Source organism: Hoeflea sp. BAL378 (assembly GCF_000759435.1).
GTDB lineage: Bacteria > Pseudomonadota > Alphaproteobacteria > Rhizobiales > Rhizobiaceae > Hoeflea.
Window position 1 is genome coordinate 1 of sequence record NZ_JRJG01000126.1, and the last position, 24300, is coordinate 24300.

General features: G+C 66.6%; 23 protein-coding genes and 3 tRNA genes. 8 read left to right on the forward strand and 18 right to left on the reverse strand.

Annotated elements, in window-relative coordinates:
* Positions 1–567: 567 nt before the first annotated feature.
* The 6 genes from LL06_RS21355 to LL06_RS21380 all read right to left on the reverse strand — a co-directional run bounded on the left by LL06_RS21355 (position 568) and on the right by LL06_RS21380 (position 6421).
* Positions 568–1725: a mandelate racemase/muconate lactonizing enzyme family protein gene (locus LL06_RS21355; RefSeq protein WP_035531641.1), complete on the reverse strand. Its 1158-nt coding sequence runs from the start codon at positions 1723–1725 to the stop codon at positions 568–570.
* Positions 1713–3854 carry a TRAP transporter fused permease subunit gene (locus LL06_RS21360; RefSeq protein ID WP_052161803.1) on the reverse strand — a complete coding sequence of 714 codons (2142 nt, stop codon included), beginning with the start codon at positions 3852–3854 and terminating at the stop codon, positions 1713–1715. Before LL06_RS21360 ends, LL06_RS21355 begins: the two co-directional genes overlap by 13 nt.
* Positions 3855–3943: 89 nt before the next feature.
* Positions 3944–4948 (reverse strand): TAXI family TRAP transporter solute-binding subunit, encoded by a 1005-nt coding sequence (locus LL06_RS21365; protein WP_035531643.1) that lies wholly within the window; start codon positions 4946–4948, stop codon positions 3944–3946.
* Positions 4949–5070: 122 nt separating this feature from the next.
* On the reverse strand, positions 5071–5970 hold the full coding sequence (locus LL06_RS21370; RefSeq protein ID WP_035531645.1) for a LysR family transcriptional regulator: 900 nt from the start codon (positions 5968–5970) through the stop codon (positions 5071–5073).
* A 273-nt stretch (positions 5971–6243) separates the two neighbouring features.
* A tRNA-Gly gene (locus LL06_RS21375) sits at positions 6244–6317 on the reverse strand.
* Between the two features lie 19 nt (positions 6318–6336).
* A tRNA-Tyr gene (locus LL06_RS21380) sits at positions 6337–6421 on the reverse strand.
* 290 nt (positions 6422–6711) lie between these two features.
* Here LL06_RS21380 and rlmB point away from each other — a divergent pair.
* Together rlmB and LL06_RS21390 are read left to right on the forward strand one after the other, a co-directional pair.
* On the forward strand, positions 6712–7614 hold the full coding sequence (rlmB, locus tag LL06_RS21385; RefSeq protein ID WP_035531647.1) for a 23S rRNA (guanosine(2251)-2'-O)-methyltransferase RlmB: 903 nt from the start codon (positions 6712–6714) through the stop codon (positions 7612–7614).
* Between the two features lie 125 nt (positions 7615–7739).
* Positions 7740–7815 (forward strand) — tRNA-Thr (locus LL06_RS21390).
* Between the two features lie 295 nt (positions 7816–8110).
* On the opposite strand, the gene LL06_RS21395 is transcribed toward LL06_RS21390, so the two are convergent.
* The 7 genes from LL06_RS21395 to LL06_RS21425 all read right to left on the reverse strand — a co-directional run bounded on the left by LL06_RS21395 (position 8111) and on the right by LL06_RS21425 (position 13985).
* Positions 8111–8812: a VIT family protein gene (locus LL06_RS21395; RefSeq protein WP_035531650.1), complete on the reverse strand. Its 702-nt coding sequence runs from the start codon at positions 8810–8812 to the stop codon at positions 8111–8113.
* Positions 8812–8949 (reverse strand): hypothetical protein, encoded by a 138-nt coding sequence (locus LL06_RS28090; protein ID WP_201772371.1) that lies wholly within the window; start codon positions 8947–8949, stop codon positions 8812–8814. The genes LL06_RS21395 and LL06_RS28090 overlap by 1 nt, the downstream gene beginning before the upstream one ends.
* 264 nt (positions 8950–9213) lie before the next feature.
* Complete coding sequence (locus tag LL06_RS21405) at positions 9214–10242, reverse strand: FAD:protein FMN transferase (protein ID WP_244447201.1); 1029 nt, start codon at positions 10240–10242, stop codon at positions 9214–9216.
* Positions 10223–12430, reverse strand: a complete 2208-nt coding sequence (locus LL06_RS21410; protein ID WP_035531653.1) for a PepSY domain-containing protein — start codon at positions 12428–12430, stop codon at positions 10223–10225. Before LL06_RS21410 ends, LL06_RS21405 begins: the two co-directional genes overlap by 20 nt.
* Positions 12431–12442: 12 nt before the next feature.
* Positions 12443–12913 (reverse strand): DUF2271 domain-containing protein, encoded by a 471-nt coding sequence (locus LL06_RS21415; RefSeq protein ID WP_035531655.1) that lies wholly within the window; start codon positions 12911–12913, stop codon positions 12443–12445.
* Positions 12914–12953: 40 nt separating this feature from the next.
* Positions 12954–13304 carry a hypothetical protein gene (locus tag LL06_RS21420; RefSeq protein ID WP_035531657.1) on the reverse strand — a complete coding sequence of 117 codons (351 nt, stop codon included), beginning with the start codon at positions 13302–13304 and terminating at the stop codon, positions 12954–12956.
* 366 nt (positions 13305–13670) lie between these two features.
* The gene (locus tag LL06_RS21425; protein ID WP_035531659.1) at positions 13671–13985 is read right to left on the reverse strand and encodes a PepSY domain-containing protein; all 315 of its coding nucleotides are present in this window, start codon (positions 13983–13985) and stop codon (positions 13671–13673) included.
* 143 nt (positions 13986–14128) lie between these two features.
* On the opposite strand from LL06_RS21425, the gene LL06_RS21430 reads away from it, so the two are divergent.
* Together LL06_RS21430 and LL06_RS21435 are read left to right on the forward strand one after the other, a co-directional pair.
* Complete coding sequence (locus LL06_RS21430; RefSeq protein ID WP_035531661.1) at positions 14129–14788, forward strand: response regulator transcription factor; 660 nt, start codon at positions 14129–14131, stop codon at positions 14786–14788.
* Entirely contained in the window at positions 14785–16158 is a 1374-nt protein-coding gene (locus LL06_RS21435; protein WP_035531670.1) for an ATP-binding protein, read from the forward strand. Before LL06_RS21430 ends, LL06_RS21435 begins: the two co-directional genes overlap by 4 nt.
* A 176-nt stretch (positions 16159–16334) precedes the next feature.
* On the opposite strand, the gene LL06_RS21440 is transcribed toward LL06_RS21435, so the two are convergent.
* The gene (locus LL06_RS21440; protein ID WP_035531672.1) at positions 16335–17276 is read right to left on the reverse strand and encodes a LysR family transcriptional regulator; all 942 of its coding nucleotides are present in this window, start codon (positions 17274–17276) and stop codon (positions 16335–16337) included.
* 125 nt (positions 17277–17401) lie between these two features.
* Between LL06_RS21440 and LL06_RS21445 the strand changes: the two genes are divergently transcribed.
* Both LL06_RS21445 and LL06_RS21450 read left to right on the forward strand, forming a co-directional pair.
* A complete protein-coding gene (locus LL06_RS21445; RefSeq protein ID WP_035531674.1) occupies positions 17402–17704 on the forward strand; it encodes a monooxygenase in 303 nt (100 codons plus the stop codon).
* Between the two features lie 10 nt (positions 17705–17714).
* Positions 17715–18002 (forward strand): antibiotic biosynthesis monooxygenase, encoded by a 288-nt coding sequence (locus tag LL06_RS21450; RefSeq protein ID WP_052161804.1) that lies wholly within the window; start codon positions 17715–17717, stop codon positions 18000–18002.
* Positions 18003–18159: 157 nt separating this feature from the next.
* Here the strand turns inward: LL06_RS21450 and LL06_RS26565 are convergent, their stop codons facing one another.
* From LL06_RS26565 to LL06_RS21465, 3 genes are all read right to left on the reverse strand, one after another.
* Entirely contained in the window at positions 18160–19599 is a 1440-nt protein-coding gene (locus LL06_RS26565) for a caspase family protein (RefSeq protein WP_052161805.1), read from the reverse strand.
* Complete coding sequence (locus LL06_RS21460; protein WP_152599717.1) at positions 19596–20777, reverse strand: hypothetical protein; 1182 nt, start codon at positions 20775–20777, stop codon at positions 19596–19598. Before LL06_RS21460 ends, LL06_RS26565 begins: the two co-directional genes overlap by 4 nt.
* A gap of 176 nt (positions 20778–20953) precedes the next feature.
* On the reverse strand, positions 20954–22363 hold the full coding sequence (locus LL06_RS21465) for a 1-acyl-sn-glycerol-3-phosphate acyltransferase (protein ID WP_035531678.1): 1410 nt from the start codon (positions 22361–22363) through the stop codon (positions 20954–20956).
* A gap of 156 nt (positions 22364–22519) precedes the next feature.
* On the opposite strand from LL06_RS21465, the gene LL06_RS21470 reads away from it, so the two are divergent.
* Together LL06_RS21470 and LL06_RS21475 are read left to right on the forward strand one after the other, a co-directional pair.
* Positions 22520–23284 carry an NAD kinase gene (locus LL06_RS21470; protein ID WP_035531680.1) on the forward strand — a complete coding sequence of 255 codons (765 nt, stop codon included), beginning with the start codon at positions 22520–22522 and terminating at the stop codon, positions 23282–23284.
* 26 nt (positions 23285–23310) lie between these two features.
* Complete coding sequence (locus LL06_RS21475) at positions 23311–23904, forward strand: hypothetical protein (RefSeq protein ID WP_035531682.1); 594 nt, start codon at positions 23311–23313, stop codon at positions 23902–23904.
* Positions 23905–23976: 72 nt separating this feature from the next.
* Here LL06_RS21475 and LL06_RS21480 read toward each other — a convergent pair whose 3' ends face one another.
* Positions 23977–24237, reverse strand: a complete 261-nt coding sequence (locus LL06_RS21480) for a DUF1344 domain-containing protein (RefSeq protein ID WP_035531684.1) — start codon at positions 24235–24237, stop codon at positions 23977–23979.
* Positions 24238–24300 lie beyond the last annotated feature (63 nt).

Here is a 24300-nt window from a genome sequence, read left to right on the forward strand (position 1 = left end):
GATGTTCACATGCGGCTTATTGCGCTCGAACTTACCCTTTGCCATCGTCCTGTATCCTGTAATTCTGTTGGCAGACTGTGGAACCGGAAGCGTTTGAACCGGGTCCCGCGAGAAGTTAACGCGACATAAGGCTTTAGTCCGGCTTTCGCAAGAGCAAATCTCGCGATGGCCGGGCCGGGAACGGACGGCCCCGCGCCGCGGCCGCCGAGCCTGCGCGGCGCCCAATCGAGGCCTCCGGAAAGTCCCGGAATGTGCGCCGTCCCTGCTTGCCGTTGCGCGCACGCGGAACCCGAGGATGTCCCCGTAACCGGTTGCAGTGACGAGGAATTTCCGAACCGGACGCCTGTCTGGTCGCACCCGCCAAGCCGACGCCAGATCTCGGCGGGGGCCGGGCCGGGAGGCGGTCAGGACCTGGACAGGAAAGGCGATCGGGATCTTCCGCGAAGGCGAATTCTTCGCCGCGCCGGTCCCGGCGGCGGGCGCCGGTCAGGCCGGACGGGCGGAGATGATGCTCCCCGCCCCTGGCTTCCGGCCGACGCAGGCAGGCGCGCTTCGGCGCGTGTCAGCTTACGTGGCGAGATCGTGGGCGAGGAACGGCGTGATCCGCTCCCGGTCGATCTCGACGCCCAGGCCCGGCTCCCGGGGCACTTCCAGCCGGCCATTTTCGATCCGGCTTTCCGGCGGGTTCTTGAGCACCTGTACGTAGTTGTTGCCTTCCGGGAAATAGGGATAGGTCTCGAGCGGCATCGGATTGGCTGTCGCCAGCCACGCCTGCATCGATACCGCCGTGCAGAGCGACGAGGCGCAATTGTGCGGGGAGACGCGCGCATTGTGCGCTTCCGCCATGGCCGCAATCTGCACCAGTTCGAAGATGCCGCCGCAATTGCCGACATCGGGCATGACGATGTCGACGCCGCCGGTTTCCAGAAGGTTCTTGAATCCGTGGCGGGTGTAGATGCGCTCGCCGGCGGCGATCGGGATGTTCCAGCGCCCGCGCATCTCGCGCAGCCCGCCGAAATTGAACGGGTCGAGCGGCTCTTCCACCCAGGACACGCCGGTCTCCTCGCACACGGCCATGAAACGAATGAGCTGGTCGTTGTTCAGCCCGCCGCTCAGGTCGATCAGGATTTCCGCATCGTCGCCGACAACCTCCTTCAGGGTGCGCATGCGCTTGACGGCCACGTCGAAGGCCTCGGACGACAGTGCGCGGCGGGTGACGTGCCGCAGGGTGCCGTTTGGCAGACGCATCGCCAGCGGATAGGTCTTGAGCATCTTGTATCCCTCTTTCAGGGGACGCTCCGCGGCGCGGGCCCATTCGAGCACGTCGTCGTGGCGGTAGTTCCAGCCATTGGCATAGACCGGGATGCTGTCATGGAAATTGCCGCCGAACAGCTCCCACACCGGCACGCCCAGCGACTTTGCCTTGATGTCCCACAGCGCCTGGTCGATCGCGCTGAGCGCGGCAAAGACGATCGCGCCGCCGCCCTTGGTCCAGAACGAATGGTCGTAGATCTCGTGATAGACATTGCGCGGGAACGCTGCATCTGCGCCGATGACCTTGGGCGATAGATCGGCGAGCATGCCGGCAACCGCCTGGGCGCCGATGCCGTAGGCGACGGCCGCCTCGCCCCAGCCGGTGATCCCCTCGTCGGTGACGAGTTCCACCAGGACCGGATGCAGCTCGCCCTGGGTGATGCGGTAGACTTTCATATTCACGACACGCATGTCGAAGCATTCCTTCTTTTTTGCTGGATCAGGAGGTAACCGCCGATCGGGGCGAGCAGAACGAGACCGCCGATATCGGAGGCGGTGCCCGGAACGGTCAACAGCAGGCCCGCCAGGAAGACCGGGAGCGACTGCCACCACCGCAATTCGACGAACAGGTAGCGGGAGAGAGCCGCCGACATGACGATCACGCCGAGCGCGCAGGTGCCGCCGTCCTGGATCAGGCTGCGCCAGGTGAAGCCGTCGGTGACGAGCAGCAGCGAGGGCGCGTAGCAGAACACCATCGGCACGACGATCTTGCCGATGCCCAGCTTGAACGCCTCGATGCCGGTGCGGAACGGCGGCGACTGGGCGATCGCCGCCGCGGCGAAGGCAGTGGTGCAGACCGGCGGCGTCAGCTCGGCGATGATGCCGTAGTAGAAGACGAACATGTGCGAGGCGATCGGCGGCACGCCGAGCTGCGACAGCGTCGGCTGCGCCACGGTGGCGAGCAGGATGTAGAGCGCCGTCGTCGGCAGGCCCGCCCCCATCAGGATGCAGCAGAGCGCGATCAGCACCAGCGACAGGAACAGTTGCATGTCCGCGGTGGCGATCGGCAGGATGAGGTGCAGCGATTCCGCCATTTGCGCGGCGCCGGTGGTGACCATGAAGCCGACGCGGAAGCCGACGCCGGTGGTGTTGATCACGCCCACCGTGATGCCCACGACGGCGGCGGCGACGCCGACCACGACCGAATATTTCGCGCCGAGCGCCAGGGCGTCGGCCAGGTGGCCGAGCGGCTGCGGCTCGTCGCTGCGCCAGGCGGCGACGATCGAGGACGCCACCAGGAACAGCACCAGCGGCAGGCCGAACGAGCCGTCGAGGCCCTTGGACACCACGAAGGCGATGAAGGCCGCGTTGAGGATCAAGGTCACCGGCTTGCGCCAGGAGGTGAAGCCGAACAGCGCCGCCACGCAGATGCCGACAAAGGCGGACATGTAGGGCGTGTAGCCGGAGAACAGGATGATCAGCAGCGCGGCCAGCGGAAAGACGTGGCGCCAGCCCCGTCGCCAGACGCCGACGATGTCGGACAGCCGGCTCGTGGTGTCGGGCGCGAGGCCGAGCCGCAGCGCGGTGAAATGCACCTGCGCGTAGACGCCGGTGTAATGCATCAGCGCCGGGACGATCGCCGCGACGACGATGGTGGTGTAGGGAACCTCGAGGAACTCGGCCATGATGAAGGCGGCCGCCCCCATCAGCGGCGGCGTGATCTGCCCGCCGGCGCTGGCCGCCGCCTCCACGGCCGCGGCGAAGATGCCCGGATAGCCGAGGCGTTTCATGTTGGGGATCGTCAGCGAGCCGGTCGAGACGGTGTTGGCGATGGCCGAGCCCGAGATCGAGCCGAACAGCGCCGAGGAAATCACGCTCACCTTGGCCGGCCCGCCGACCTGCCGTCCCGCCAGCGCCTGGGCGGTGTCGATGAAGAAGTCGCCGAGACCGGTGCGCTGGGCGATCACGCCGAAGATCACGAACTGGATGACGATGGTCGACACCACCCAGACCGGGAGCCCGAAAATGCCCTCGGAGGGGAAATAGATGTTGTTGACGAACTGGCGCCAGTCGACGCCGGGATGCCTGAGGATGTCGACCGGGATGCTGGGGCCGAACAGCGCATAGCCGATCGCGATGAAGGAGATGATCGGCAAGGCCCATCCGAGCGCCCGGCGCGACATCTCGATGGTGATCGCGATCAGCACGGTGCCGAAGAACAGGTCGAAGACGTTCGGATTGCCCTGGCGCAGGGTCTGCGGCGCCACCGGAAAGGAGAAGCTGCCGAAGCCGATGGTCCCTCCCCGCCAGAACAGCGGAAGATAAAGCAGCGAGGCGACCGCGAGCACCATCAGGACAATGTCGAAGACGGGGATCCGGCTCGGGCCCATCCCCGGCCGTGCGGGACGGACGAGCGGGTAATAGGCGAAGGCGAAGATGGCGATCCCCGACAGGTGCAGGGCGATGTGCAGCCGCTGGACGGGAACGCCGAAGCCTGCGGTGGCGACATGATAGGCGGCAAAGAGCAGGGCCAGCGCCCACAGAACCTTGCGGACGCGCGGCGCCGGACGCCGGATTTCTGCGAAGTCTTCGGTTTCCATGGTATCCGCCAATCGGGCAAAGGGGGGCGAGGGCCCGCGCCTTGCGGCGCTGCGCAGGGCGCGGGCTGGGGGGCGATCAGGTCGGAGGGTTACTTGGCGAGCAGTTCGTCATAGGCGCGCTTGGCGCCCGGATGCAGCGGCACGCCGAGGTTGTCGACCCCGTTCAGGGCCGTTTCCAGCCGCATCGTGGCGGCCTTCGGATGGCCGGCGTCGAAGAGCTTGCGGGAACTGTCGTTCCACAGAGCCTTGGTGATGTTGTAGATCAGGTCTTCCGACGCATTCGCATTGACCACCAGGATCGTGCTCACGCCGAAGGTGTTGACCGGCTGGTCCTGGCCCTCATAGGTGTTCGCCGCGATCGTCGTCTTGGCGTAATAGGGGAAGGCCTTTTCGATCTTCGCCAGTTCCTCGTCGGTGAAGCTCAGCAGTTTCATGCCCGAGGTCGACGCAAGCTGCACGATCGCCGCGGTCGGCGAACCGGCCAGGGCGAAATAGGCGTCGATCTGGCCGTCGGCCAGCCGTTCCGCCGCCTGGGCATTGTTCAGCTCCACCGGGGTGAAATCGTCCCGGCTGATGCCGAACTCGCCGAGGATCTGCAGGGCGGACACCTGCAGGCCCGATCCCGCCTCGCCGATGCTCACGCGCTTGCCCTTGAGATCGGTGATGTCATCGATCTCCGAGTCGAGCGGCAGCGCGATCTGCGCTTCCTCGGGAAACAGGTTGGCGATCACCCGCAGGTCCTTCGCCGCCTGGCCCTCGAAGTCGCCCAGGCCGTTATACTGTTCGTAGAGCGTCGAGGAGCCCGACAGGCCGGCTTCCAGTCCGCCGTTCTGGACGGCCGAATTGTTGTGCACAGAGGCGTTGGTCGACTGGGCGATGGCGACCATGCCCGGCACGCCGCAGCTTCCGCCGTCCTCGCAGGGGCGCGAGCCGGGCGGGCTCGAGATGGCATTGGCGATCAGCGCCCCGATCGGGAAATAGGTGCCCCCGGCGCCGCCGGTGCCGATGCGGAAGAAGGTCGCGTCCTGCGCCGTGACCGAAGTCGCCATGGTGAGCGCGGCCACGACGGCCGCAACGGCGGAAAAATGTTTCATTGCGAGTCTCCCCTTATCCGGTTGCTGAGCGGGCTATGCAGGTCGCAAGCCTCAGGCGGCAACCATTGAGGCGGCCTGACATAAATGCAAACGGGAAATCTTAATGCCGGCATAAGCGAAATTTATGCCTTCGCGTGCTCCCGCATGGCCTCGCGCAGGATCGCATGGCAGCGGTCGATCAGCGCAGACCGCGGCCGGTAGCGCGGCCTCAAGAGGTGGTAGACCGACATCTGCGGCCCTTCCAGCCGCCGCCAGTCGGCCCGCACATTGCCGGCGTTCAGCGCCGCGACCGTGGTGCAGGTGATATAGTCTACCAGCGCCACGCTGCCCGAATGCAGGGCGTAGCAGGCCATGGTGTAGAAATTCTGGAACTCGACCTGCGGGCGCCCGAACATATCGCTCAGGCGCCTTCCGGTGCCGTGCTCGTAATAGAGCGAGCAGATCCGCTGGCCGCGCAGCGCGTCGGGCCCGACGCTGCCGCCCGGCGGCACGTCGATCAGCCCCCTGGGAAAGACGGCGAACATCGGCACTTCGAACCGTTCCGATTCGTAGAGCGGCGATTCCGTCGGCAATGTCCCGAGCCCCTCGTCGGTGATGGCGATGTCATATTGCTGCGCCTCCATGGCCGAAAGGATCCGCGAGGAGGATCCGTCCATGATCCGCACCGCCTGGCCGTCGGTCGCCAGCGGGGCGATGCGCGAGGGCACCAGATGCGTCGCCACATTGTTGGCGGCGATGATCGACATGCGCGGCATGAAATTGGGCGCGAGCTGGATCATGTTGCGCTCGATGTCGTGGAGCTGCTCCATCACCGGACGCAGCCGCTCGAACATCACCTGCGCCTCGACCCGCGGCTTGAGCCCGGTGGCGGTCCGGTCGAACAGGGCGAAGCCCAGATGCGCTTCGAGCGTCTTGATGGTGGTGCTGACGGCCGGCTGGGTGCGGCCGATCTTGCGGGCGGCCTCGGTCATGCTGCCGGTCAGCATGACCTGGTAGAAGGCTTCGAACTGGTGGTTTTTCATGGTGCTGCGAGACGCCCTTTGTGATGCGCCGGCTTCCGGCTTCGACGCCCATCCTGTCGCGATCGGGAAGATCCCACAAGCAGGCGCATGCCGGACAGCGGCTTCCCCACCGGTTTCAGGAAGGCCAGACCCCGTGGACAGACAGAGCCGGCAGGCATGGGGCGACGGCCCCGGAGAAGGCCGCATTCTCCGGCCGGACGGGCGGAAACGGCGTCTCTTGACGCATCACGGAAACGGAAACGGAGCGGTCGGAAGCGGAATTTGGGGGATCCCTGGAGCGGGTAGCGGGAATCGAACCCGCGTATTCAGCTTGGAAGGCTGCTGCTCTACCATTGAGCTATACCCGCATTCACGACCCGCCGGCGGTGGTGGAGGGAGTTGGATTTGAACCAACGTAGGCGAAGCCAACGGATTTACAGTCCGTCCCCTTTAACCACTCGGGCATCCCTCCGGTCCAGCCGCCAGGGTCATGCATCCAAGATGGACAACCCGATTGACGGGTTTCGCGGGCCGGGCAAGCAGTTTGCAAACCTCGTTCCGCGGTCGGCGTTATGACGGCGCATGTGCCCCGTGTCAACAAGCTTCGCCACAAAAACAACCGCTTCGGACAGGCCGCGCCGCGGAGACCGCCGCAGGCGCCTTCAGCGTGGCGAAAGCGGGCCTTCCCGCCCCTCCCCGATCCGAGCCCCGCGGAACCGGCGCTCCTGTTGCGCGGCCGAACAATCGGCGTATAAGCGCGCCATGAGCAAAGATGACGACGCCGGCGCGGCCGGTTCCAACCGCGACACCCACTACGCCAAGCTTCGCCGCGCCCATCGCGACGTCAAGCGCGAGCAGCAGGGCCTGCCGCCGGCCCAGCCAAAATCGAAACGTGACCTGCCGGCGCGCAAGGGCGCGCTCTATGGCGACAAGGTGGCGCCCGATACGGTCTATCTCTATGGCCTGCACACGGTGCGCGCGGCGCTCGACAATCCGGCGCGGCGCATCACGTCGATGAAAGCCACGCGCAACGCGCTGATGCGGCTCGAAATCGCCGAGGACGCCGCCCTGCCCTTCCCGCTCGAGATGGTGACGCCGCAGGAGATCGACCGGCTGCTCGGCGACGACGCGGTGCACCAGGGCGTGCTGCTCGAAGCCGCGCCGCTCAAGCCGCGGCCGCTGTCGGATCTGGGCGACGCGAAGCTCCTGGTCATTCTCGACCAGGTGACCGACCCGCACAATGCCGGCGCCATCATGCGCTCGGCGGTTGCCTTCGGCGCCGGCGCGCTGATTACCACGCAGCGCCACAGCCCGCAGGAATCGGGCGTGCTCGCCAAGGCCGCCTCCGGCGCGCTCGAACTCATCGACCATATCGAGGTGCGCAACCTGGCCGCGGCGATCGAGGAGATCAAGGCGCAGGGTTTCGTCACCATCGGGCTCGATTCGGAAGGCCCCGCGCCGATCGAGGCCGGGCTGTCGGGCGACCGCATCGCGCTGGTGCTCGGCGCCGAGGGCAAGGGCCTGCGCCAGAAGACGCGCGAGACCGTCGACGCGCTGGTGCGGCTCGACATGCCGGGCGCCATCAAATCCCTCAACGTCTCCAACGCCACCGCGATCGCGCTCTACGCCGCGCGGCAATACCTCGACAGAGCCGCCGCCGGGTGAACGCAGACGGACCGGAGCGCCGGCCCGGCTGAGCGCAACCCCGCAGGAGCCCGCGTGCCGCAGCAGACCCGATCACGAGGTTTTTGCTTTACAGCAGCCATGGATATGCTATCCGCATCCCCGCTGCCCTTGTAGCTCAGTTGGTAGAGCACCTGATTTGTAATCAGGGGGTCGCGGGTTCGAATCCTGCCGGGGGCACCACTATTTCCTTGAAAACGCTGCATTTTCTGACTCTGGAAAATGCGGCGTTTTTTGATTCAAGGGCACCCGGGGGCCGCCTCGGGGAATGTTCCCGGTTTTCCACGGTTCCCTTCAGGACGCCTCACAGTTCACATAATCGGGCTGCGGAAACGCCTGATCCCTGGTCACGCCCGGCGAGACCGAATGGCGGTGTCCGGTTTTGCCAGGCTGGCCACTCCGGCTTCCGGACCCCGCGCAATCGGCCGGTACCATTGATTGCGCCGACCACGGAACCTGGGTCTGCGCCACCCGCCCTCTACCCGACAGTGACCCCGAAGATCGATCCCACAGCGGCGGTTGCGGCCATGGCGAGAGCGCCCCAGAACGTCACCCTCGCCGCACCGCGGGCCAGACCTGCACCGCCCGCGGTGGCGCCGGCTCCGCCGAGGACCGCCAATGCCAGGAGCGTCGAGGCCGCGACCATGAGGGTGATCTGCGAGGCCGGCGCCAGGAGGACCACGATCAGCGGGATCACCGCGCCCACGGCAAAGGTCAGTGCCGACACCACTGCGGCCTGGATCGGATGCGCGGTCACCGTTTCGGAGATGCCGAGCTCGTCGCGGGCGTGGGTGCCCAGGGCATCGTGCTTCGTCAACTGGCTTGCGACCTTTTCGGCAGTTTCCCGATCCAGCCCGCGGCCGACATAGATAGTGGTGAGTTCCTCAAGTTCCGCTGCCGGCGTTTCCGCGAGTTCGCGCGTCTCGCGGGCGATGTCCGCCTGCTCGGCGTCAGTCTGGGAGCTCACGGAGACATATTCGCCGGCCGCCATCGACATCGCACCGGCCACGAGCCCGGCGAGCCCTGCGACAAGCACTTCAGGCTTTCCCGAACCGGCGGCTGCCACGCCCACGACCAGGCTCGAGGTCGAGACCAGGCCGTCATTGGCGCCGAGCACTGCGGCCCGCAGCCAGCCGATGCGGTGCACCATGTGACGTTCGGAATGCGACAGGCGGCTCATCACGCGGTTCCTTCCAGAACGATTTCCAGCTTATCCGGACCAGCCACAGCAACGGGCGCGGCGGGTTCATGAGGCTTCATGCGTAGCGCACGCAAGGCGTTCAGCATCACGGCCACGTCGATGACATTCTGCAGCACTGCACCCTGCACCGGCGTCAAGCAGCCGAAGGCGGCGTCGACCCTGCCAAGGGCCGGAAGGCCGATCCCCGCGATTCCGCTCCCGACGGCGATCCGGCGCGCGCCGGCGCAATCCCGATTCCGGCCCGAGTCGGTCGAGCCGATCGATCAATAGTACGACACCCGCGGCTTCGGCGGAAGCGGCGGCACCCCTTGCCCCCATCGCAACGCCCACAGTGGCGGCAGCGGGCGCCGGAGTGTCATTGACGCCCTCGCCCACCATCATCACCGGGGCCGTTGTTGCGCCCGGCCAGGACCAGAAGGACCTTCCGGAACGGGCCCAGGGCGGCGCTCAGGTGCTGCCGGCGCCTGAGAAAACAGCCCTCCGACGCCGACAGCGCGTGCAGACCCTTCAGCACCGCGCAGCAGGAAGAGCGCGTCGAGCCCCCGTTGCTGCGCGAGCTTTGCCCCCGTATCGGGCCCGAGCACCATCAGCGCAGTCGCCCAGGCATCGGCCTCGGCACAGCTTTGGGCAACCACTGTGACAGAGGCTGGTGACGAAAGCAGCGGTGCGCCGCGGCGCGGATCCATGGTGTGCGAAAAGCGCCGGCCCTGCACCTCGACCCAGTGGCGGTAGTCTCCCGAGGTCGCCACGGCGGCGTCCTTCAGCGCGAGGATCGACTGCGGCGCGCGGCGCTCCGGATCGGGCGCTTCCACCGCGATGGTCCATGCTTCGCCGTCCGGCCTGAGCCCGCACGCGCGCATTTCTCCGTCGATTCCGACAAGGCTTGCTGCGATGCCGAACTCGCCAAGCGTTTCGGACAGACGGTCGACGCCATACCCCTTGGCGATGCCGTTGAGGTCGAGCGCGAGGGGGGCCGTCTTGCGGACACGGCCCTCGCCAAATTCGAGTGCTGTGTGGGCCGGTACGCGCGGCACGGACATGGCGGCGCGGATATGGTCAGGCGCCGCGGCATCCGCGCCAAAGCCCCAGGCCGTGACCGCATCGCCCATGCCGATGTCGAAGGCGCCGCCGGAGGCGCGCCCGATTTCGAGTCCGAGACGCAGGACATCGAGAAGCCGAGCAGGGACCTCCTGCCATTCCCCCACAGGCGCGGCGTTAAGGCGCATCAGATCGCTTCCGGGTTTCCAGGTGGACATTTGCGCGTCCACCTCGTCCACCGCGACCTGCAATGCGGCCCGGATGGGTTCGGGGTCGCGACCCGGTGGCGCGAAGAAGAGCGCTGACCAGCGTGTGCCCATGGTGGGGCCGTGGAGCGCATGCCGGACAAGGTCAGTAGACATCTTCGACATAGCGCCCCTCCGCCTTCAACGCCGCCGGCGTCAGCCCGGCGGGTGCAAGGATCTCGGCCAAGGCTTCCGCCACGCCCGCAGCCATGTCGCGCCCGCCGCAGACCATGACGCGCGCGCCGTCACGCACAAGTCGGACCACCTCGGCGGCGTCGCTGCGCAAGGCGTCCTGGACGTAATGCGGCCGCGCCTTGCGCGAGACAGCGGTGACGAGCCGGGAAAGACGGCCGTCGGCCTGCCAGCCTGGCATCTCTTCGCCATAAAAGAAGTCGCTGTCGGGATGGCGCATCCCGAAGAAGAGGTGGATCGGCCGCAGCCGCATATTGCCGCGCACGAACCCCGCCAGCGGGCCGATTCCGGTGCCGGCGCCGATCAGGATCAGAGGCGCCCGGCCACGGCCGGGCTGGAAGCCGGGATTGCGGCGCAGGAAGGCGGTGACGGTCTGGCCAGGCTCGAGCGCGGTGAGCTGTCCCGAACACAGGCCGCCCTGGTGCTTCTTCACCACGATCTCGACAAAGCCGTCGCTGCGCGCGGAGGCAAGCGAATAGAGGCGCGGCACGGCGGAGCCCTCCGGCAGGATGCCGATCAGGTCGCCTGCCTTGTAGCGCGCGAAGCCGGCCCCGGTCAGCCGCTGCCACAGCGTCGCGCGCGGCTGGGCAAAGCGCAGGATCGCGGTCGGGGCCTGCACCTCGGCGCCATAATCGCGACGGGAAATCAGCGTGAGCTTTTCGCTCGCCGGCAGCACCGGCTGATGAACAAGCTCGAGATCGTGCCCGAGCACCTGACCGAGATCCCGCCCCCAGCGCGCGAAATCCTGCGGCGACTGGCGGTCAATGGTGTCGAGCGGCAGGAGCTGGTGCCATCCCTTCGCTTCGGCGGCCGACGCCACCGCCTTGGCGAAGGCGCAGTAGGCCGGAAAGCTGCGGTCGCCGAAACCAAGCACGGAGAGCGGCATCTCCGGCGCGCGATCGAGCTCCGCCAGGCGCGAAAGGAAGCCCTTGGCCGATGACGGTGCATCGCCATTGCCATAGGTTGCCGCCAGAACGATGATCCGTTGGGCGTGGGCGTAGCGGTCCGGCGCGAAGGCCGACATCGGCGCGGCATGGACACCGTGCCCGGCCCTGCTGAGCGCAGCGTGCAAAGTGGCTGCAAAGCCCCAGGTGCTGCCGCCCTCACTGCCGACCAGCAGGATCGTGTCTGCCCGGCCGGCGGGCTGGTTGCCGCGGATGCGTGGCCGCCCGCGCCGCGCGGCCAGCCAGATCAGAACGCCCGTCGCGCCCATCACCGGCACACCGAGCACCATGAGGCCCAGCACCAACCCCAGGGCTGCGGCGCCCTTCCCCGTGTGCAGCATGTAGACGGTCTCCGACACGCGCTCCCATCCCGTCAGGTCGGCCCAGGCCAGCGTGGCGCCGGTGCCCTGATCAAGAAAGCCGGTACCCCGGTCGGTCTTCAGGGTGAAGACGTCGGTGAGGTCTTGCGGATAGGGAAAGCTCAGCTCGCGCAGTTCTGCCGCGGGCGTGGCCGCCAGGAGATCGATCCCGGAAAGCGCCACGCCGGCCTTGCCGCTCACTTCAGTCGGGAACGCGGGGACGGTCTCGCTGTCGGGGAGCAGGCCGAAGGTGGAGGCCGTCATCCACAGGGCGGTGACGGAGGACAGGACAAGTCCGAACACCGCGACCCGGGCGATCTCGACATGCAGCCGGCCGGCAAGCGGTCCGCGCAGCGGCGAGAACCAATGCCGGAAGCCTCCCGCACGCCGCGCCACCAGCGCCGCGCCGGACAGGGACAGCACCAGCATTGCCGCCGCTCCCAATGCCATGGCGATGCGCCCGGCATCGCCCAGAAACAGCGACCGGTGCAGGTTCGTGAGCCAGCGTTCCACCTGGTTGGGGTCGGCCGAGGCCACGCCCTGACCGGTCGCCGGATCGATCACGGCCGCGCCCGGCGCACCCTGATCGAACCAGTAGGCCGTGATCCGCCCCGAGGGCGCGCGGCGGATCTGCTCGACCCCGGGATAGGCGGCCCGGATGCGCTCGGCGAGGGTTGCGACGCTCAATCCCGCGTCGGCCTGCGGCGCCGCCAGCCGGTCGGCCGCGGGAAAGACCGACAGCGCCGCGCCGCTGAGCGAGAGCACCGCAACAAGAGCGAGGGCCAGAAGACCCGGCCACCGATGAAGAGCGCGGATCATGGCCCTGCCTCCTCACATCTTGTAGGCGAAGTTGGCGACGTAGCGGCGGCCGTTGACTGCCACGCCGGCGCCCTCCGTTGTCAGCGGGACGGCGACCTCGTTGGCGCTGTCGCGCATGTCCTCCACGGCAGCATCAATGTGCAGCGTGTAGCCGGCGTCAAACAGCGTATCGGCCAGATCGAGCGTGATCTCCAGCGTCCGGCCGGCGCCGACGCTGGCGCCGGTGATGCCGTTGATCTGGGCCGTGTCGCCGCCGGTTGCGCGGTACCAGTCAGACAGATGCTCATAGTATTTGGATTTGCCGCCGGCCATCCACAGGCTGCCCATATAGGCGCCGGAGGCGTCCTTGACGTAGAGCGCGAGATAGGCGCCGTCGCCGCCGTAACTGGTGAGCGTGGTGGTGAGTGTCACCGGCCGCGCCATGGCAAGGCCGGGAAGTGTCAGCGCCGTGGTCAGCGCGAGGATTGAGAGAAGCGATTTCATGAGTGTGATGCCTTCCTGAAGTTCGAGGGGACGGGTGCGGTCAGTTCACCTGCACCTTGGGAGCAGCGCCATTTCCAAACAGTCCATTGGCGGGCGGTGCAACGGCGCCCGCGGGGGCCGGATTGGCCCTGGCGGATCCACCATCATCGTCATCGTCATCGTCATCATCGTCGTCATGGCCATGGCCCGAGCGCCGGCGATTGTGATCATCGTCGTCATCATCGTCGTCATTGCTTGCCAGGATGACGGGCTGCGCGTCCGGTCCTGCGACAAGGGATGCGATCGGGCGAGCCTCGTTTACGGCGCGCGCCTCGACGGCGCTCCAGACAGGCCCGGCAATGGATGCGGTCAGGGCTGTCGAGGCGATGAGAAGGGCAAGAGTGGTTTTCATGACAGGACTCTCCTTATTGTTGGTGAGATCAATCTGGAGCGGTCACCTGAGGCCTTCCTGACGGAACCGGGGTTTCTGCTTCAGCTTGCTGTCAGGAAGCAGACCGCCGCTCGAAAGGGGCGAGCCATGGCGGGACCCGCCGTGCCGCCTCTCGGGCGCAACGCTTCACCTCGGCGATGTTTGGAAGCACTGTGTCGCGGCGTCGGGCTGGTCCTGCGCTGCGGGATCAGGTCCGTCAGGCGCGTGGCGCCGGAACCGCAAGCGAGCGTTCTGGAGGGGACTGCGGCGAGGCGATCAGCCGCCGGCAATCGCGCCCCCATCAGGTCCGGGCGCACGTCATCGCCCGGGTCGAGGATAGCCGGCGGGTCAATCCTGCTTGTGTCTGTCCCTGTCCCGCCGCGGGCGATCGTGGTCGCCCTCATATTCGATCTCGATCACGTCCAGCGTGGCGGGGTGAACCGTCACCTCGATCCGCCTACCCTCGGCATCGGTGCCGTGGATTTCATAGCAACCATCGTCGATCTTGATGCGTCCGACCGACCAGCCGTTTTCCTCGGCCAGCCGCGCAACCGCATCCCGCGGCTGCCAGTCCGCCATCGGCACGAAACAATCGTCGTCCGCCAACGCCATCCCAGCGGGAAGCGCCGCGACAAGCGCGAGAATTGCCAGTGTCTTCTTCATGGGCCAAACTCCTCGTTGCGGCCATCTTCATTCAACTCATGCGCGGTGAAACTGACGGGAGCCTGAAGCGCTGGCCATGGCAGCGTCAGCTTTGCGTCAGCCTGGGCGATCATGTTGGCCTGGGGAAAGGAACGGGAACGGTCATGCGCATCCTGCTGATTGAGGACGATACCGTTCTGGGCGCCGCCGTGCGCGACCAGATCGCAGGCGATGGCCATTCGGTCGACTGGGTCACGCGGCTCGATGCGGCCGCGGACGCCATGGCAGGCGCTGCGTTCGACCTGCTGCTGCTCGACCTGATGCTGCCCGACGGCCGCGGGATCGGGTACCTGAAGGGCCTGCGGGCGCGTGGCGACGTGACGCCGGTGATCATCCTGACCGCCCTCGACCAGGTGTCGGACCGGATCGAGGGGCTGAACGCGGGCGCCGACGACTATCTCGTCAAACCCTTTGATCTGTCCGAATTGTCGGCGCGGATCGGCTCCGTCGCGCGCCGCTACACCGGCAACCCGAACCCGATCGTTACCCACGGGCCGCTCGCGATCGACCTCGCGGCGCGCAACATCCGCCGTGACGGCAAGACGGTCCAGTTGACAGCGAGGGAATGGGCGCTTTTCGAGGCGTTCCTTGCCCGCCCCGGCCAGCTTCTGTCCAAGGCGCAACTGGAGGAGAAGCTCTACGCCTTCGACACCGAGGTGGAGAGCAACACGATCGAGGTTCATGTCAGCCGCCTGCGCAAGAAACTGGGTCCGCAGATCATCGAGACCGAACGCGGCCTGGGCTACCGGCTGGGCAAGCCATGAGGTTGCCGCGGAGCCTGCAGGCCCGGCTGGGCCTGTCGCTGGGCGTGCTGTTGACGGTCCTTTGGATTGCCGCCGCCTCCGTGACGGCGCTGATCCTGCGCGGCGAGATGGACGAGGTCTTCGACTCGGCACTCCAGGAAACCGCCCAGCGCCTGCTGCCGCTGGCCGTTCTGGACATCGTCGACCGCGAGGAGGATGGCGTTACCCAGCGGCTGGGCGCGATCCGCGCGCATGACGAGTTCTTCACCTATATTGTCCGCGATGCCGAGGGGCGTGTCCTGCTGCAGTCGCATGCAGCGGAGCTCGCCGTGTTCCCCGCCTATGATGGTCCGGGCTTTCGCCAGACTGCCACCCACCGGCTCTACAATGATGACGCGTTGCAGGGGACCATCCGGATCACCGTCGCCGAGCCGCTGGCCTACCGCGCCTCCGTCGCACGCGAGATCCAGATGGGTCTTGGACTGCCCCTCCTGGTCGTGGTGCCCCTCGCGCTGCTGGCCATCGCTCTCACGGTCAGGGCAAGCCTGGCGCCGCTGCGGCGCTTCCGCGCCCGCCTGGAGGCCCGCAATGCGCGGGATCTTTCGCCCGTTCCGGGTGGAGACCTGCCGTCAGAACTCGCCCCCGTGGCCGTCACCCTGAACAGGCTGCTCGACCGGCTCAAGGCCACCTTCGATGCCGAACGCAGCTTTGCCGCGAACGCCGCCCATGAGCTGCGCACGCCGCTGGCCGGCGCAATCGCCCAAGCCCAGCGCCTGCAGTCGGAAACCCGGGAGCCGGCGGCAGGCGAACGGGCGGCCAGCATCGAGGCCACGCTCAAGCGGCTGACACGGCTCTCCGAACGGCTGATGCAACTCGCCCGGGCCGAAGGCGGCCAGCTTCGCCTGGATCAGCTTGCCGATATGAGGGCCGTCGCAAGGGTCGTGGTCGGGGATATCGCGCAGACTCTGTCACCCGGGCGCATCGCCCTGACGCTGCCGGAGACGCCGGTGATGTCCGATCTCGATCCTGACGCCTTCGGGATCGTGTGCCGAAACCTCGTGGACAATGCCCTACGTCACGGCGCGGATGGCAGTCCTGTCGAGGTCACCCTGACACCGGATGGACACCTGATCGTCTCAAACGAGGGACCCGTTGTGCCGCCCGAGATCCTGGATCGGCTGACGACCCGTTTCGAGCGCGCAAGCGCAAGCGCCGACGGCAGCGGTCTGGGCCTTGCCATCGTCGCCGCCATCGCCGACCGCGTCGGAAGCCCGCTCGTGCTGAATTCGCCCCGCCCGGGAAGCCGGTCCGGTTTCGAGGCGCGATTGACTCTGCCGACCCATGGGACCACGAGTAAGGCCGGATCATCAAGGCCCGATTCGAGCATATGAACCGGGACAGAGCCGCGATGGATCGCAGGCAACAATCTGCTACTGGTCCTGATGGAGACTGGGCCGGGCGCCGAAACCGGAGAGAGGGTCTCGCCGCAAAGCGGACGATTCATTCTTTCGGCGTCTCTTGTCGCGATTACCGTCCCGACGCCGGCCTGCCGGCCCATCCCGGACCCTCAGGTTCGCGTCGAAGCCGTGCTTGCCGCGGAGGGCGGCAGCCAGGGATCGGCATCGGGGTCACCCCCCAGACGCTCCGATATCAGGTCGAGGAAAAGGCGCAGCCGGTTCGGAATGAACCGCCGGTGCGGATAGAGGGCATAGACGGACAGGCCTCCCCAATTGCGGTCGGCCATGACCGGAACGAGGTCTCCGGTGGCCAGGTCGTGGCCGCAGATGAAGCTCGGCAGCCAGGTAAAGCCTGCGCCCCGGCGTGCCGCCATCCGCAGCGCCTCGGAACTGGATGAGATCAGCCGCGGGGTAATGCGAACCGTCCCCTTGTCCGGTCCATCCCAGGTCCAGTGCACCCGCGGCGTCGGAATGGCGAAGGTCAGGGTGGGAAGGTGGGCGAGGGCTTCAGGTGTTTCGGGCAATCCTGTTTTCGACAGGAGTCCAGGGCTCGCCACGACGAAAAAGCGCGACGTTGCCAGCTTGCGTCCGATCAGGCCGGTATCGAGCGAATTGGCGACGCGGATGGCAAGATCGAAACCCTCCTGGATGAGATCCACCTGGCGATTGGTGAAATCCGAGACGATCGAAACGCCCGGATAAAGCTCCATGAATTCGGCAATGATCGGCGCGAGATGCTCTTGCCCCAGCTCTGCCGGAGCGGTCAGGCGCAGCCGGCCCTTAGGCACCGCCGTGTCCGCGCCGGCTTCCGCATCGGCCTCGTCTAACGCGTCCAGAATGGCGACCAGACGCTCGTAATAGGCATGCCCCGATACGGTTGGCCGCACCAGGCGTGTCGTGCGGTCCAACAGGCGCGCGCCGGTCCGCTGCTCCAGATTGTTCACATGCTTGGCGACCATTGATGGCGACAGGCCCAACGACCTGGCCGCGGCAGCCAGGCCCCCCAGTTCCACCACTCGCGCGAAGACGCGCATGCTCGTGACCGTATCCATTCCATTCCACACCATGAGTGTTGAGTGAAGCTACTCTTTGCTCGATTCACAATCAATCGGCCTGGATTTATATCTCCTGCGCGGTCGATCGACCGCTCCACCAACACATCGATAGGTCCAATCCAATGACGACACTTGTTCAATTCGACTTTGCCTTCGACGGGCCATGGGGCGAGGCCTTCACGTCCGCCTGCAGCGACCTTGCCGCGGATATCGCCAATGAACCCGGGCTGATCTGGAAGCTCTGGGGCGAGAACCCGGACACGCGTCGCGCCAGCGGCGTGTATCTTTTCGATACGCCCGAGAATGCCGAGGCATATGTCATCAAGCATCGGCCACGTCTTGCAGCATTCGGCGTCACCGACCCGGGTTGCTCGGTATTCTCGCTGAACCTGCCCCTTTCCCGCACGACCCGTGCGCCTGTGTGAGGAGAGCGACATGCATACGACACTGGCGGAAGTCGAAATCGAGGATCTCCCACGCTTCCTGTCGGTTTTCGCAACCGACGGCCGGCGCAAGCGGGAGGACCATGGCAGCCTCGGCGCTGAAGTGCTCTCGTTCACCGACGGTTCGAACCGCGTCCTGGTCCTGATCGACTGGAAAGACGAGGAGGCCTATGAGCGCTTTGTCTCTGACCCGACCGTGCCACCGACAATGGCCAAAGGCGGCGCAAAGGGTCGTCCGAAGTTGACCCCGTTGTCCCGGACCGGTCGCTTCCCGGCATGAAGCGATTTTCATCCAACCCGATCCGGGATGGTCCGCTCTTCGCGGCTACCATGACTTCACTCGTAGTCCCGCACCTTGGGCACTCTCTCTTCGATCGCTTTAACCAGGCTGAAGGCGCCTTGCCGGACGCAAGCCTTCCGGCCCGCGGCGACCCGCCCTAGTTCAGGTCGTAATGGGGGATGATGTCGAGCAGCGACAGGCGGTCGAGGGTTTCGAGCGTGGCGCCGTTGAGGCTGAGCGCCTGGGCTTTCTGGAACTCTTCCAGCGCCGCCCGCGAGCCCTTGCCGAAATCGCCGTCGATCGGGCCGTCGTAATAGCCGGCCTTCCTGAGGGCCTGCTGCAGCGCCTTGTATTCGGCGTTTCCGAACAGCACCGTGAAATCCTGGTTGCGCAGGCCGACCTTGGCGAGGCGGTAGCCGAGGCTCGCGGCGTGCTTGAGCAGCCGCACGCCCTCGGCGAAATCCTGCCTGGTGCCCTGGCCGTTGATATGCATGACGCCCAGCGTGCTGAAGGCCGGCACGTAGCCGAGCTCGGAGGATTGCCGGTAGTGCTCGACGGCGCGGGCGTAATCGGCGGCGGCGTCGTAGGCGCGGCCGAGATTGTGCAGATAGCGCGGATGGTTCGGCTCCGCGGCCAGCGCTTCCTCGCAGGCGGGAATCGCCCGGGCAGGCCGGATCGCGTCGAACTCGACGCCGGGAATGCCGACCTGGTTGTAGGGTGCGATGGCGAAATAGTCGCAGTCCGACGGCTGCGGCCGCGAGAAATAGACCTCGTCGGTGAGCCTCACCAGATATTCGGGCTGCTGCCGGCCGCCGGTCTCGCGCACCACATTGGCGGCGGCGGCGCGGAACATCTGCCCAACCTCGACACCCGGCTTGGCGAGTTCGGCGGCGAGTGCCGCGGTGTAGGGGCTGTTGTCGCCCTCCCCGTCGGTGGCCGTCGTTCCCGGCGCGGCGGCGAAGGCGATGATGGAGCCGTAGGTGTTGAAGCCCTCGCCCTCGTCGAGGGGCTTTTCCAGCGGCCCGGCGCGCTTGATCACCGCCAGGCCGCGCTTGATGGTCTCGGCCTCCGGCTGGCCGGCCAGCGCCTCGGCGAGCTCGGCCTCGAAGGGGTTGTCGCGGCAGGCGTCGAGCACGACGATCTTGGTCTTGGCGCGGGCGTCCATCTCGTTGACGATGCCGGTCAGGTCGATGAAGTTCGCCGCCACGTCGTCGCGGGTGCCGAGCTCGGCATCGACGGGGATGAGATAATTGATATTGCCGATCTGGATGGCGTGGCCGGCATAGTAGAAGACAGCGATGTCGCTGCCGTCGAGCCGGTCGAGGAACTGCTGCCGCGCCGCGATGAAGTCCGCCCGTGTCGGGTCCTTGACGTGGATCACCTCGAAACGCAGGGCGCCGAGCGCCTCGGCGATGATGCGGGCGTCGTTGGCGGGATTTTCGAGCGCGGTCACCTGCTCGTATTCCGCGGCGCCGACCACCAGCGCCACGCGCTTGCCGGCATCCTGGAAGACGCCGGTCTGGGCGTGGGCCGGCGCGGCGGCGACGAAAGCAAGCAGGATCACAGCCAGGACAAGGGCAAGGACGATCCGGCTCATGGCAGCAGGCCCTGCGGAATGCCTCTATTGCCGCGTTCGGCATAGAAGCTGCGCCAGTCATTGTCATCGCAGTAGGGAATGGCCTCCTCGACAGGTTTCTTCGCCACTTTCGCGGTTTCCACCTGCGTGCCCTTGCCGGAGTTCGGTAACTGCACGCTGCGCTCGGCGCTGTCCTTGACCACCGGCAGCATCGGCATATCGCCGCGCGGCTCGCCCCAGCACAAATCGGCCACGCCACCAAATCCCTGCCTGAGAGAGGTGCTGCACAGCGTCGCCCATTTGCGGGTCATGCGGCAGCCCATTTCCTGGTGATAGGCGAGCTTGCAGTGCTGGCCCGGATGACCCTTGGCATAGCAGGAGGAAATCGTGCGCGCGATTTCTTGCGGCGACAGGCCGTAGAGCGGCTTGCCGGTTTCGACGTCGAAAAACCAGTCGATCCCGGCCGCATATTCATTCCGAATCTTCGCCTCCGGAATACCGAACCGGCCGGCGAGATAGGTGAGCACCGCCTTGCCTTCGCGCTCCGTCTGCAGGGCAAAGGTGGCGCTCTGCACATAGATGCCATAGGCCAGTTGCGCGGTGAGCTTTCTCTTCCTGAAAATGTCGAACGCCTCTTTCCAGTCCTTGTCGATCGTCTCGGCCACGGCGGCGTTCGAGGGTATCTCCGGGCGGCTGGCGAGAGCCCTGGCGAGCGCGCTGACGAGGGTCGCGGCAGTGCCAATCTCGACGCCATCGGGATAGGTCACATGCATCGCCGCGTAGCATTTGCAGGCATCGAGGAAGGTGTAGGTCGAATCGATCGCCCCGCCCGCGCCATAGAGCGAGATCCGGCATTCCTTCTGCGAGACCACGGTTCCGGCGTCGGCCACATAGCCGCCGTTCCTGGACATCCGGTCTTCCCGCTCGCGCACCAGTTGCCCGCAATCGGCATAGTGGTCCTGGATCAGGCGGACGCTGATCTCGACCCCCTTGTAGGCGAGCAGCCGGTCAACGCCCTTGTTCCTGATCTTCACCCCCTTGGGCAGCTTCGCGTCGAACCCAAAGGTCTTGCCATTGCGGGTGAGTTCGAGCGCATCGGCGGTCAGCGAGAACAGCAGGGAGGCGGAGACGGCCATGACGAGCAGTCTGAGCAGCGCCGACAGGATGGATGGCATTGCATGCACTGTAACGGTCCTCATAAATTCCGCTTCCTCTGCCGCGACGCAGTCACCCCGACCGTCAACGCGAGCCGCCCGGCGAAGGGCTGAGGCTGCGAACCTTAAAAAAGGAAGGGCGTGATGCCGATTCCCCATTTGGGGGAAGGAGGGAGAGTTCGTGCCTGCTGCATGCCTGTGCTCGCCGACAGATGCACGGCTCAGACCAGATGCCGGATGGCGTTGGCGTAATAGGCCACGATCGGCCTGTCCCTGTCGTTGATGGCCAATTGCCCGTCCGGGCCTTCGCTGACGATGCGCCGCAGGATCAGCATGCGCAGGCCGACGGTGATTTCATAGTCGCGGTCCTGGCGCGGCAGGTGCAGATGCGTGCCCGTGGCCAGCAGCCGGTCGATCAGCGCGCCGACGCGGTGCTTGAGATCGAGGCGGTCGACCGCCGCGTCCCCCGCGTCGATCAGCGCCAGCGAGACCAGCGACACCGGCAGGACGGGGATGAGCCTGGCGATGGAGGCCATCAACTGGTGCGTGAGCTTTTCGGTGAGCGCGTCGCGCTCGGCTTCCCCGAGATGGGCCCATTTGCCGATGCCATGGGCGGCGAGGAAGCCGTCGACCGACACCGGATCGCCGAACGACACGCTGGCATAGCCGAAGCGATGCCATTTGCCGGCGAGCCGCAGCCTCAGGTTCCGCATCAGGAACGCCAGCGTCCGGCCGGATTTCTGCCAGGTCGACATCGGCCTGCCGTCGCGCTCGGCCTCGAACACCAGCGAGCGGTCTTCGAGCACCCGGTCGTAATTGAGCCCCACCGGGATGAAGACGGTGTCATGGGCGACATGATCATGGGCGGAGACGATGTAGGAGATGAGGCCGATGCGCGGCGGCCTCAGCAGCCCGTCGCGCGACAGGCCGCCCTCGGGGAACACCGCCTGGGTGACGCCGGCTTCGGTCGCCATCCGCACATAGGTGGCCAGCACCCGGCGATAGAGTGGGTTGCGGGCGTTGCGGCGGATGAAATAGGCGCCCATGAAGCGGATCAGGGTCTGCAGCACCGGCAGCCGCGCCCATTCGCCCACGGCATAGGACAGCGCCGTCGACGAGGATGCGAGATAGGTGACCAGCACGTAATCCATGTTGGAGCGGTGGTTCATGACGAAGACCACCGAGGACTCCGGCGCGACCTTGGCCAGCGCATCGGTGTTGGTGTAGCCGAGCCGCACCCGGTAGAGCGCGGTTGCGAGCCAGCGGGCGAGCCGGGTGCCGATGCGGAAATAGGCATAGGCGTTGAACATCGGCACGATTTCGCGGGCGTAGCGGGTGGCCTGCGCCATGGTCACCTCGATGGGCGTCCCGGTCTCGCGCGCATGCGCCGCCACCGCCTCGACGACGCGGGGGTCATTGGTGACGCGGTCGATCAGCACCTCGCGGCGGGTGGTTCCGAACGGCCGGATCTTGAGCTGAAGCCGGGTGTTGAGCTCCTCGATGGCCTGGTTGACCCGCCGCCGGAAGAACCAGCGCACAGCCGGCGACAGCAGCCGGTCGGCGATGGCGATCGCCGCCAGGATCGATGCGATGACGATCACCCAGAGCGGCAACTCGACGGTCTGTGACATGCCTCCTCCACCTCCGGGCTGACAGTAGTGGTTTGCGGGACCATGTCCAGCCGGGAGGGTTCGGGACGCCGCGGCGCTGACGATGCCGTGCGACGCCCTTGCATCCGGACCCTGCAATAGCCATTCTCATGAAAGCATCGGGAGTGACTTCATCACATGGCACGGACATTCAGTTTTATCGCCTCGCCGACACCGGACGCGCAGGCCGCGGCCACGCATCTTGCGGCGTTGTACGGAAATGCCCGCGCGGAGGAGGCCGATGTCATCGTGGCGCTCGGCGGCGACGGCTTCATGCTCCAGACCCTGCACGAGCAGATGAGCAGCGGCCGCCTGGTCTACGGCATGAACCGCGGCTCGGTCGGCTTCCTGATGAACGATTACTCCGACAAGGACCTGTCGGGGCGGATCGACGCGGCGGTGGAAAACATCATCCGCCCGCTCGAGATGACCGCCATCGACGCGGACGGGAAAACGCACACATCGCTCGCCATCAACGAGGTCTCGCTGCTCAGGCAGAGCTACCAGGCGGCCAAGCTGAGATTGTCGATCGACGGTCAGGTCAGGCTCGAGGAGCTGATCTGCGACGGCGTCATGGTGGCGACCCCGGCGGGCTCGACCGCCTACAACCTGTCGGCGCATGGCCCCATCCTGCCGCTCGACGCGCAGTTGCTGGCGCTCACCCCGGTGAGCGCGTTCCGGCCGCGGCGCTGGCGCGGCGCGCTGCTGCCGAGCAAGGTGACGGTGACGATCGACGTGCTCGAACCGGAAAAACGCCCGGTCAACGCGGTGGCCGACCACACCGAAGTGAAGTCGGTCATCCAGGTCCGGGTGGCCGAATCGAAGGAAGTCACCACACGGATCCTCACCGATTCCAGCCATTCCTGGAACGACCGCATTTTGGCCGAACAATTTCTCTACTGAGGCGCGAACCAGGAAAGGTTGAGCCGATGCCCCTGCCCGTCCCGAAAACGCTGCTGCTGCTGGCCGTGCTGATGGCGCCGCCGTTTGCGACCGCCGCCCAAGCCCAGGAGGAGGCCGCCGCGCTCGCCGGCGGCTTGGCGCCGCGCGTCCTGTTCGTCACCAGCGGCGGCTATTGGGAAGAGGCCGGCGACGCCGCCGCTCCCGCGCCCGACGCGGCGGGCGAAAAGACTGCCGGCAGCGACGCAGCGGCTCCAGCAGCCGAGGCGGCGGGCGAAGAGACCGCCGGAGAGCCAACCGCCGGTCCCGCGCCGGGAAGCCGCGGCTACTACCGGCTGATCGCCATCCGCGGCGCGGACAACCGCTCCCAGCTTCACCTGCAGCAGATCGCCCTGACGCCGGAAGGGCCCGAACTGGCGCTGTCGATCGGCATCGACGAGATCAACGCGCTGGGCGCCTATGTCACCGACATAAGGCCCGAGGATTCCACCGGCGCCGCCAGCGCGCCCGGCTTCGCCGCCTATATCTATCTCAAGACCGATCCCAAGGTGGCGGAACCGGAAACCTGGGCGCTCTATGTCGACGAGTTCGGCGAGATCCAAGTGGAGCGGTCGAGCAACTGAGCCAGATGGCAGAACGGGGGCCGAAGCCCCCGTTCCCCGCGGCAGCCGCGCAGGGCGTGCCGCTGCGGAGGTTCAGTTCACCAGTTTCACGGTGTCGGCGACATGCCGCGAATCCTGCATGTGCCAGCCGAGTTCGACCTTCTTGCCGGCCTTCAGGCCGGGATCCTTGAACCCGCTGGGCAGGCTGTAGGCCGTCCCGTCATTGAGCGTGATCCTGTTCTGCTTCAGGTCGAAGGACTTGATCGTGCCCGTCGTCATCGTGCTCGCGGCGAAGGCGCCGAGGGTCGAGGCGAGAAGGGCGGCGGCGGTCAGGGATGAAAGAACAACACGCATGATGTCACTCCTAGTCTGTCCGGCGGGGCCGCGGGGCTTTGGGGGCGGCCTGCCGGCGGGGGG

Excerpts from the sequence above, each read along its gene's own strand:
- LL06_RS21405 (WP_244447201.1), bottom strand. The coding sequence starts at position 10,242 with ATGTCGAAGATGTCTACTGACCTTGTCCGGCATGCGCTCCACGGCCCC.
- LL06_RS21355 (WP_035531641.1), bottom strand. The coding sequence starts at position 1,725 with ATGCGTGTCGTGAATATGAAAGTCTACCGCATCACCCAGGGCGAGCTG.
- LL06_RS21480 (WP_035531684.1), bottom strand. The coding sequence starts at position 24,237 with ATGCGTGTTGTTCTTTCATCCCTGACCGCCGCCGCCCTTCTCGCCTCG.
- LL06_RS21425 (WP_035531659.1), bottom strand. The coding sequence starts at position 13,985 with ATGAAGAAGACACTGGCAATTCTCGCGCTTGTCGCGGCGCTTCCCGCT.
- LL06_RS21450 (WP_052161804.1), top strand. The coding sequence starts at position 17,715 with ATGCATACGACACTGGCGGAAGTCGAAATCGAGGATCTCCCACGCTTC.
- LL06_RS26565 (WP_052161805.1), bottom strand. The coding sequence starts at position 19,599 with ATGAGCCGGATCGTCCTTGCCCTTGTCCTGGCTGTGATCCTGCTTGCT.
- LL06_RS21440 (WP_035531672.1), bottom strand. The coding sequence starts at position 17,276 with ATGGATACGGTCACGAGCATGCGCGTCTTCGCGCGAGTGGTGGAACTG.
- LL06_RS21430 (WP_035531661.1), top strand. The coding sequence starts at position 14,129 with ATGCGCATCCTGCTGATTGAGGACGATACCGTTCTGGGCGCCGCCGTG.
- LL06_RS21465 (WP_035531678.1), bottom strand. The coding sequence starts at position 22,363 with ATGTCACAGACCGTCGAGTTGCCGCTCTGGGTGATCGTCATCGCATCG.
- LL06_RS21360 (WP_052161803.1), bottom strand. The coding sequence starts at position 3,854 with ATGGAAACCGAAGACTTCGCAGAAATCCGGCGTCCGGCGCCGCGCGTC.
- LL06_RS21410 (WP_035531653.1), bottom strand. The coding sequence starts at position 12,430 with ATGATCCGCGCTCTTCATCGGTGGCCGGGTCTTCTGGCCCTCGCTCTT.
- LL06_RS21460 (WP_152599717.1), bottom strand. The coding sequence starts at position 20,777 with ATGAGGACCGTTACAGTGCATGCAATGCCATCCATCCTGTCGGCGCTG.
- LL06_RS21475 (WP_035531682.1), top strand. The coding sequence starts at position 23,311 with ATGCCCCTGCCCGTCCCGAAAACGCTGCTGCTGCTGGCCGTGCTGATG.
- LL06_RS21435 (WP_035531670.1), top strand. The coding sequence starts at position 14,785 with ATGAGGTTGCCGCGGAGCCTGCAGGCCCGGCTGGGCCTGTCGCTGGGC.
- LL06_RS21365 (WP_035531643.1), bottom strand. The coding sequence starts at position 4,948 with ATGAAACATTTTTCCGCCGTTGCGGCCGTCGTGGCCGCGCTCACCATG.
- LL06_RS21415 (WP_035531655.1), bottom strand. The coding sequence starts at position 12,913 with ATGAAATCGCTTCTCTCAATCCTCGCGCTGACCACGGCGCTGACACTT.
- LL06_RS21445 (WP_035531674.1), top strand. The coding sequence starts at position 17,402 with ATGACGACACTTGTTCAATTCGACTTTGCCTTCGACGGGCCATGGGGC.
- LL06_RS21395 (WP_035531650.1), bottom strand. The coding sequence starts at position 8,812 with ATGAGCCGCCTGTCGCATTCCGAACGTCACATGGTGCACCGCATCGGC.
- LL06_RS21420 (WP_035531657.1), bottom strand. The coding sequence starts at position 13,304 with ATGAAAACCACTCTTGCCCTTCTCATCGCCTCGACAGCCCTGACCGCA.
- LL06_RS21470 (WP_035531680.1), top strand. The coding sequence starts at position 22,520 with ATGGCACGGACATTCAGTTTTATCGCCTCGCCGACACCGGACGCGCAG.
- rlmB (WP_035531647.1), top strand. The coding sequence starts at position 6,712 with ATGAGCAAAGATGACGACGCCGGCGCGGCCGGTTCCAACCGCGACACC.
- LL06_RS21370 (WP_035531645.1), bottom strand. The coding sequence starts at position 5,970 with ATGAAAAACCACCAGTTCGAAGCCTTCTACCAGGTCATGCTGACCGGC.